Source organism: Pseudomonas citronellolis (assembly GCF_029335315.1).
Classification (GTDB): domain Bacteria; phylum Pseudomonadota; class Gammaproteobacteria; order Pseudomonadales; family Pseudomonadaceae; genus Pseudomonas; species Pseudomonas citronellolis_A.
Genome location: NZ_JARJLT010000350.1, coordinates 1 through 8,199, shown reverse-complemented (window position 1 = coordinate 8,199; position 8,199 = coordinate 1). Strand labels below are relative to the sequence as shown.

Genomic DNA, 8,199 nt, shown 5'->3' with positions numbered 1-8,199 from the left:
CCATCGACCCCGGCGTGGTTGGGCTGGGGGTGTGGGTGATGCCCGGATCGGCGCCGAGCGCACGGCGGCCACGGTCAGGCGGCGGATAACGCCGTAGGCGTTATGCGCCCTACGCCAGACCCACCCGTAACGTAGGGCGGATAACCGTTCGCGGTTATCCGCCGGCCCCTCAGATCAGGCTGCGCAGCACATAGTGGAGGATGCCGCCGGCCTTGAAGTACTCCACCTCGTTGAGGGTGTCGATGCGGCACAGCACTTCGAAGCTGTCCTGCTTGCCGTCCTCGCGGGTGACCTCCACGGTGAGCGTCATGTGCGGCTTCAGTTCGCCGTCCAGGCCACGGATGTTCAGCACTTCCTTGCCGGTGAGGTTCAGCGCCTTGCGTTCCTGGCCGCCGGTGAATTGCAGCGGCAGCACGCCCATGCCCACCAGGTTGGAGCGGTGGATGCGCTCGAAGCTCTCGGCGATCACCGCCTTGACCCCCAGCAGGTTGGTGCCCTTGGCCGCCCAGTCGCGCGACGAGCCGGTGCCGTACTCCTTGCCGGCGACGATCACCAGCGGCGTGCCCTCGGCCTGGTAGCGCATGGCCGCGTCGTAGATCGCCAGCTTCTCGCCGCTGGGCACGTGCAGGGTGTTGCCGCCTTCCTCGCCACCGAGCATCTCGTTCTTGATACGGATGTTGGCGAAGGTGCCGCGCATCATCACTTCATGGTTGCCGCGCCGCGAGCCGTAGGAGTTGAAGTCGGCATAGGCCACGCCGTGCTCGCTGAGGTAGCGCCCGGCCGGGCTGTCCTTCTTGATGTTGCCGGCGGGGGAGATGTGGTCGGTGGTCACCGAGTCGCCCAGCACCGCCAGTACCCGCGCGGCGTGGATGTCGGCGACCTTCGGCGGGGCCTCGGCGATGTGCTCGAAGAACGGCGGGTGCTGGATGTAGGTGGAATCCGCCTGCCAGGTGTAGGTCTGCGCCTGCGGCACCTGGATCGCCTGCCATTTCTCGTCGCCCTGGAACACTTCGGCGTATTCCTTGTGGAACATCGCCGTGTCGACCTTCTGGATCGCCTCGGCGATCTCCTGCTGGCTCGGCCAGATGTCCTTGAGGTACACCGGCTGGCCGTCCTTGCCGGTGCCCAGGGCGTCCTTCGACAGGTCCGGGCGCACGCTGCCGGCCAGGGCGTAGGCCACCACCAGCGGCGGCGAGGCCAGCCAGTTGGTTTTCACCAGCGGGTGCACGCGGCCCTCGAAGTTGCGGTTGCCGGAGAGCACCGAGGCCACCGTCAGGTCGGCCTGCTGGATGGCCTTCTCGATGGGTTCGAGCAGCGGCCCGGAGTTGCCGATGCAGGTGGTGCAGCCGTAGCCCACCAGGTCGAAGCCCAGCTCGTCGAGGTAGCGGGTCAGGCCGGCGGCCTTGAAGTAGTCGGTGACCACCTTGGAGCCGGGCGCCAGCGAGCTCTTCACCCAGGGCTTGCGTTGCAGGCCTTTCTCCAGGGCCTTCTTCGCCAGCAGGCCGGCGGCCATCATCACGCTGGGGTTGGAGGTGTTGGTGCAGGAGGTGATGGCGGCGATGACCACGGCGCCATCCTGCAGGTGGTGGGTCTTGCCCTCATGCTGGTACTCGATGCCCTGGCTCTCCGCGCTGCCCACGGCCACGCCACCGCCGCCCTCGTTGAGCAGGCGCGAGACGTCCGGGCTGCGCGCGGCCTTGGGCTGCAGCGCGAGGAAGTCGGCGAAGGCCTTGCCCACCTCGCCGAGCGCCACCCGGTCCTGCGGGCGCTTGGGCCCGGCCAGGCTGGCCTCGACCGCGCCCATGTCCAGTTGCAGGCTGTCGGTGAAGACTGGCTCGTGGCCTTGCTCGCGCCACAGGCCCTGGGCCTTGGAGTAGGCCTCGACCAGCTTGACCGTTTCCTCCGGGCGGCCGGACAGGCGCAGGTAGCCCAGGGTGATCTCGTCCACCGGGAAGAAGCCGCAGGTGGCGCCGTATTCCGGGGCCATGTTGGCGATGGTGGCGCGGTCGGCCAGGGGCAGGTCGGCCAGGCCGTCGCCGTAGAACTCGACGAATTTGCCGACCACGCCCTTCTTGCGCAGCATCTGGGTGACGGTCAGCACCAGGTCGGTGGCGGTGATGCCTTCCTTGAGCTTGCCGCTGAGCTTGAAGCCGATCACCTCGGGAATCAGCATCGACACCGGCTGGCCGAGCATGGCCGCCTCGGCCTCGATGCCGCCGACGCCCCAGCCGAGCACGCCGAGGCCGTTGATCATGGTGGTGTGCGAGTCGGTGCCGACCAGGGTGTCGGGGAAGGCGTAGGTGCGCCCGTCCTCGTCCTTGGTCCAGACGGTGCGGCCGAGGTATTCCAGGTTGACCTGGTGGCAGATGCCAGTGCCCGGCGGCACCACGCGGAAGTTGTCGAAGGCGTTCTGGCCCCAGCGCAGGAAGGCGTAGCGTTCGCCGTTGCGCTGCATCTCGATCTCGACGTTCTCGGCGAAGGCGCCTTGACTGGCGTAGCGGTCGACCATCACCGAGTGGTCGATGACCAGGTCGACGGGGGACAGCGGGTTGATCTTCTGCGGATCGCCGCCGGCCTTGGCCATGGCATCGCGCATGGCGGCCAGGTCGACCACCGCCGGCACCCCGGTGAAGTCCTGCATCAGCACCCGCGCCGGGCGGTACTGGATCTCGCGGTCGGAGCGGCGCTCCTTGAGCCAGCCGGCCAGGGCCTTGAGGTCGTCGGCGTCGACGGTGTGGTTGTCCTCCCAGCGCAGCAGGTTCTCCAGCAGCACCTTGAGCGATTTCGGCAGTTTGTCCAGGTCGCCGAGCTGCCTGGCGGCCTCCGGAAGGCTGTAATAGTGGTAGGTCTTGCCGCCCACCTCGAGGGTGCGCAGGCTGTTCAGGCTGTCCACTGCGGGCATGACGTTCTCCTCAGGCTTGGATTCTGCCGGGGGCCGGCTCAGGCACCGATACTTGGCCAGGCGCGCGGCGAAACCGCTGACCTGGAGCAGAAAAGGCCGGTATCGCCGGCGATTTCCCTTGTTACGGCGCGTGTCGGAAGGCGTCCGGCAGGCGTTCCCCGCGCCCACGGACAGGCGCGGGGAACTGCGTTGGAACTCTCAAACTAGACCGCTCCGGGCGGTCCCGCCATGGTTTCTGGACCCCGGCATGGTCTGGCGGGTTCCGCCGGGTACGGCGAATCCGGGTGAAAGCCGCCGGCGCAGCGACTATAGTGCGCGGCCTAGGAGACGCCCCGATGAACACCCTGTTACTGCATTGCCGACCGGGCTTCGAGAACGAAGTCTGCGCGGAGATTTCCGACCTGGCCGCCGGCCTCGACGTGGCCGGCTACGCCCGCGCCAAGCCGGCCACCGCCTACGCCGAATTCGTCTGCCAGGACGCCGAGGGCGCCGAGCGCCTGATGCGCCGCCTGCGCTTTGCCGAGCTGATCTTCCCGCGCCAGTGGGCGCGCGGCGCCGGCTTCATCGCCCTGCCCGAACAGGACCGCATCGCCGCGCTGCTCGAAGAGCTGGGCCCGTACCCGCTGTGCGGCAGCCTGTGGCTGGAAGTCTTCGATACCAACGACGGCAAGGAACTCTCGACCTTCTGCCGCAAGTTCGAGAAGCCCCTGCGCGCCGCCCTGGTCAAGGCCGGAAAGCTGCGCGAGGACCCGAGCCTGCCGCGCCTGCTGCTGACCTTCCGCTCCGGCCGCGAGGTCTTCGTCGGCCTGGCTGAGCCGCGCAACAGCGCCATGTGGCCGATGGGCATCCCGCGCCTGAAGTTCCCCCGCGAGGCGCCGAGCCGCTCGACCCTCAAGCTGGAAGAGGCCTGGCACCACTTCATCCCGCGCGCCGAGTGGGACAAGCGCCTGGCGCCGAACATGCTCTCGGTGGACCTGGGCGCCGCGCCCGGCGGCTGGACCTGGCAGTTGGTCAACCGCGAGATGCGGGTGATCGCCGTGGACAACGGGCCGATGGCGGAGAACCTGATCTACTCCGGCCTGGTCGACCACCAGCGCGCCGACGGCTACCTGTTCCGCCCCCGGCAGACGGTGGACTGGATGGTCTGCGACATCGTCGAGAAGCCGGCGCGCACCGGCTCGCTGATCGAAACCTGGATCGGCGAGGGCCTGTGCCGCGAGGCGGTGGTCAACCTCAAGCTGCCGATGAAGCAGCGCTACGCCGAGGTGCGCAAGATCCTCGACCGCCTGCGCGACGCCTTCCGCGAGCGCGGCCTGCGCGTGAGCATCGGCTGCAAGCAGCTGTACCACGACCGCGAAGAGGTCACGGTGCACTTGCGCCGCCAGTAGCTCGCAAAACCAGTAGTTCCGGCGCGACCCGCGACCTTCGGCGACTTGCCCAAGCGCCGCGCAGCGACCATGCTGTGCGGCGCATTCCCCGTCGGAGCCGGACGTGAAGCGAAAGTTGCCCTCGCTGCTGGGCAGTTACACCCGCATGCTGTTGCCGCGCCGTGGCCTGGGCCACGGCGAGCGCCTGCCGAACCTGGCCATGGACAGCCGCAGCCTGCGTTTCGACGCGCGCCACCTGCGCGCCTATCGCCAGCACTTCGGCCTCGACCCGGCACTGGGCGTGCCCTTGCTCTACCCCCAGGTGATCAGCCTGCCGCTGCACCTGCGCCTGCTCAGCCGTTCGCGCATGCCGCTGTCGATCGTCGGCCTGATCCACCTGCGCAGCCACATCCAGCGCTACCGCATGCTCGAAGAGAGCGACCAGCTGCTGCTCGACTGCCGCATCCTCACCAGCCGGCGCAGCCCGCTGGGGCTGGAGGTGGACGTGGTGACCGAGGTGTGGCACCACGACATGCTCTACTGGCAGTCGATCACCACCTACCTGCGCCGTGGCGACTTCCTCGACGACCACGCCGAACCCGACCCGCTGCCCGAGCGCGCGCGCTGGCAGACCCTCGAAGCGCCGGCGCACCCCGGTGTGCAATGGCGCGCGCCGAAGATCGCCGGCTGGCGCTACGCCGGCCTGAGCGGCGACTTCAACCCGCTGCACCTGTCGCGCCTGATGGCCTCGCGCTACGGCTTCGGCAAACCCTTCGCCCACGGCATGTGGAGCCTGGCGCGCAGCCTCACCGGGCGGCGCCTGGCGGAGAGCGTGCGGCTGGACGTGCACTTCAAGGCGCCGCTGCCGCTGGGCAGCCAGGTGCGCCAGAGCCACCGCCGCCTGGGCCACAAGGAGCAATGGGCGCTGCTGCCGGCCGACGGCGATGGCGAGCCGCTGCTACTCGCCCAGCTCGACGAAGCGCCGGCCGGGCCGCTGCGCTAGCGGCCCGCCGCCAGGCGCGGTTGCAGGGGGAGCAGGGCGGGCAGGCGGACTTCGCCTTCCAGGTCCAGGGCGCGCAGGCTCCATGAGCTGTTGAACAGGTACTGGCCGCTGAAGCCGCTGACCAGCAGGCCGATCTCGTCGCCCGGTGCCAGGCTGGCACTGACCGCGTTGAGTTGTGTCGCGCCCTGGTTGAGCAACGGCTTCACCTGTTCGTCCAGCACCCGCGTGCGACCGTCCGCGCCGCGCACCGCCAGCGAGGCGAACAGCAGTGCCTGGTCGCCACTGCCCAGCGGCCGGGCCAGGCGTACTTCCGCGCTGCCGAGCAGGGCGCTGGGCTCGGCGACCTTGTGCAGTGCGATGAAGCGACGCGGCTGCAGCAGGCCGCTGCTGGCCGGGCGCACGCGGGTCGGCGGCAAGGCCACGGTCGGCCCCGGCGGCGGCAGGTCGTCCAGCGCCAGGCCCTGGTCGAGGTCCAGGCTGATGCACAGTGACGGCACGCTGGCGGCGGCGCCGGGGCGCTGCCGGAGCTTTTCCTCGTACCAGGCGAGGATGCCCTGGTAGAGGTTGATGGCGCGCTCGCCGCAGTGGATCACCGGCTCGTTGTTGAACGGCGGCAGGCCGCTCCAGGCCTGCAACGGCGGCGGCAGGATGTGCCCGCCCTGCATGCCGAGCAGGCGCACGTCGGCGTCGCCCTGGCGCAGGCACTGGCGGATGCGCAGGCCCTGGTCGAGGGGGAACAGGGTATCGCGCAGGCCCTGGATCAGCAGGGCGTCGGCGTGCGGCCGGCGGCCTTCGGCGCAGTAGCGCGCCAGGCTGTGGGCGGCCAGCTCGGCCTGCACCGGCGGGCTCATGCGGCCGCTGGCGGTGCGCAGGTAATCGGCCTGGACGAACTTGCCGAGGTCGTAGCCGGTGGCCACGCCCAGGCTCACCAGCACGCCGCCCCAGCCGATCTTCAGCTGCCCGCCGGGGGCCAGGGCGTCGCTGAGGTCGTACCAGGTGGCGATCGGAACGATGGCGTCGATGCGCGGGTCCTCGGCGGCGGCCAGCAACTGCACGGCGCCGCCGTAGCTCTCGCCGAGCATGCCCACGCGCGGGTCGCCGGGGCCGTCCATGCGCAGGCGCGGCAGGTGCGCGGCGGCCCAGTCGATCACCGCGCTGGCGTCGCTGACCTCGTAGCGCGGGTCCATCATCTCGATGCGCCCGTCGCTGCCGCCCCAGCCGCGCTGGTCGTAGCTGACCACCCAGTAGCCGGCCTTCCAGGCCTTGAGCGCGGCGCGCCCGGACATCATGTTCTGGCCGTAGAAACCTTCCGGCCCGGTCACCCGCCAGCCGCCCCAGCCGTGGGTGTGGACGATCAGCGGGGCGCTTTCGCCGGGGTTCAGCGCCGGCTGGAACACGGTGGCGGCGAGGCGGGTGCCGTCGCGCGCGACCACCACGGCGTCGTACCAGGTGGCGGGCAGCGCCTGGCCGGCGCTGGCGGCGTAGTCGGGCAGCTGGTCGCGGGCGCAGCCGGCGAGCAGCAGGAACAGGAGCAGGGCGGGCAGGCGCATGGACGGGGACATCCGCTGTCGGGGAGCCGCCGAGCTTAGCCCAGGCTCCGCTGCCGTGGGCCCGACGAAAGGTTGGCCCGCCGCCGTTCGCCCGCAACGCGTGACCGTGCGCCCCGCTTTGCGCGACAATGCGCCATTCGTTTTGCGGAGCCACTCCATGTCCCAGCCTGTCGACGCCATCCTCGACGCCACCGGCCTGAACTGCCCCGAACCGGTCATGATGCTGCACAACAAGGTGCGCGACCTGCCGGCCGGCGGCCTGCTCAAGGTCATCGCCACCGACCCCTCCACCCGCCGCGACATCCCCAAGTTCTGCATCTTCCTCGGCCACGAACTGGTGGAGCAGCAGGAAGACGCCGGCACCTACCTGTACTGGATTCGCAAGAAGCTCGACTGAGCCTGTCTTCGCGCCCGCGCCACGATTTCCTACAAAGGGCTGCTCGGTGCGGTCATGCGCTTGACCTTACCATTGCGAAATTCGATGCTGTCCACTTCCAGTCATTGAAAGTGGACATGCCCGCCATGAAAGCCCTGGATATCGAGGCCGTGCAAGCCTTCGTACTGGTCGCCGAGCTGAAGAGCTTCACCCGCGCCGCCGAGGCGCTGGCCAGCACCCAGTCGGCGGTGAGCCTGAAGATCAAGCGTCTGGAGGACGGCCTCGGGCGCCGCCTGCTGGAGCGCACGCCACGGCTGGTGCGGCTGTCCGCCGACGGTGGGGCGTTCCTCGACTCCGCGCGCGGCCTGGTGGCGGCGCACCGCCTGGCCCTGGGCGCGTTCTCTGCCGGCCAGCCGCGACGGCTGGTGGTGGGCGTCAGCCATCACATCGTCGGCGCCGAGCTGCCGGGCCTGCTGCGCCAGCTCACCCGCAGCGATCCGGGCCTGCTGCTGGAGCTGCGGGTGGACAGCTCGCGGGAAACCCTGGAGCGCTTCGACCGTGGCGAGTTGGACGTGGCCCTGGTGCTGCAACAGGGCCCGCCGCGCCAGGACGCCGAGGTGGTGCTGAGCGAACCCTTCGCCTGGATGGGCGCGGCGGACTTCCAGGCGCTGCCGGGCCAGCCGCTGGCCCTGGCGACCCAGGCCGAACCCTGCAGCGTGCGGCGCATGGCGGTGGACGCGCTGGACCAGGCTGGCGTGGCCTGGCGCGAAGTGTTCGTCGGCGGTGGCTTGATGACCATTGGCGCGGCGGTCAGCGTCGGCATCGCCGTGGCGGCGCTGGGCCGCCGGGTGGCGCCGGCCGGCTGCGAGGATGTCGGCGCGCGGCTGGGGCTGCCGCCGTTGCCGGGGCGCGATGTGTGGTTGCTGTCCCATGCGCGCGACGCGCAGGCGCGGGGAATGTTGCGCACGCTGGTGGCGGCGGTGCGGAGTACGGTGGGGTGA

6 protein-coding genes are annotated in these 8,199 nt (G+C 70.1%); 4 read left to right on the top strand and 2 right to left on the bottom strand.

Features of this window, described 5'->3' with window-relative positions:
- Positions 1-169: 169 nt before the first annotated feature.
- Positions 170-2,902, bottom strand: coding sequence for an aconitate hydratase AcnA (acnA, locus tag P3W75_RS26575; RefSeq protein ID WP_276230303.1), 2,733 nt, complete (start codon positions 2,900-2,902; stop codon positions 170-172).
- A 335-nt stretch (positions 2,903-3,237) separates the two neighbouring features.
- Between acnA and rlmM the strand changes: the two genes are divergently transcribed.
- Both rlmM and P3W75_RS26565 read left to right on the top strand, forming a co-directional pair.
- A complete protein-coding gene (gene rlmM, locus P3W75_RS26570; protein ID WP_276230302.1) occupies positions 3,238-4,290 on the top strand; it encodes a 23S rRNA (cytidine(2498)-2'-O)-methyltransferase RlmM in 1,053 nt (350 codons plus the stop codon).
- 103 nt (positions 4,291-4,393) lie between these two features.
- Positions 4,394-5,272: a MaoC family dehydratase gene (locus P3W75_RS26565; protein ID WP_276230301.1), complete on the top strand. Its 879-nt coding sequence runs from the start codon at positions 4,394-4,396 to the stop codon at positions 5,270-5,272.
- On the opposite strand, the gene P3W75_RS26560 is transcribed toward P3W75_RS26565, so the two are convergent.
- A complete protein-coding gene (locus P3W75_RS26560; protein ID WP_276230300.1) occupies positions 5,269-6,822 on the bottom strand; it encodes a CocE/NonD family hydrolase in 1,554 nt (517 codons plus the stop codon). The genes P3W75_RS26565 and P3W75_RS26560 overlap by 4 nt on opposite strands.
- A 157-nt stretch (positions 6,823-6,979) precedes the next feature.
- Here P3W75_RS26560 and tusA point away from each other — a divergent pair, with 157 nt between their 5' ends.
- Entirely contained in the window at positions 6,980-7,219 is a 240-nt protein-coding gene (gene tusA / locus P3W75_RS26555) for a sulfurtransferase TusA (RefSeq protein ID WP_276230299.1), read from the top strand.
- Between the two features lie 116 nt (positions 7,220-7,335).
- Entirely contained in the window at positions 7,336-8,199 is an 864-nt protein-coding gene (locus tag P3W75_RS26550) for a LysR family transcriptional regulator (RefSeq protein ID WP_276230298.1), read from the top strand.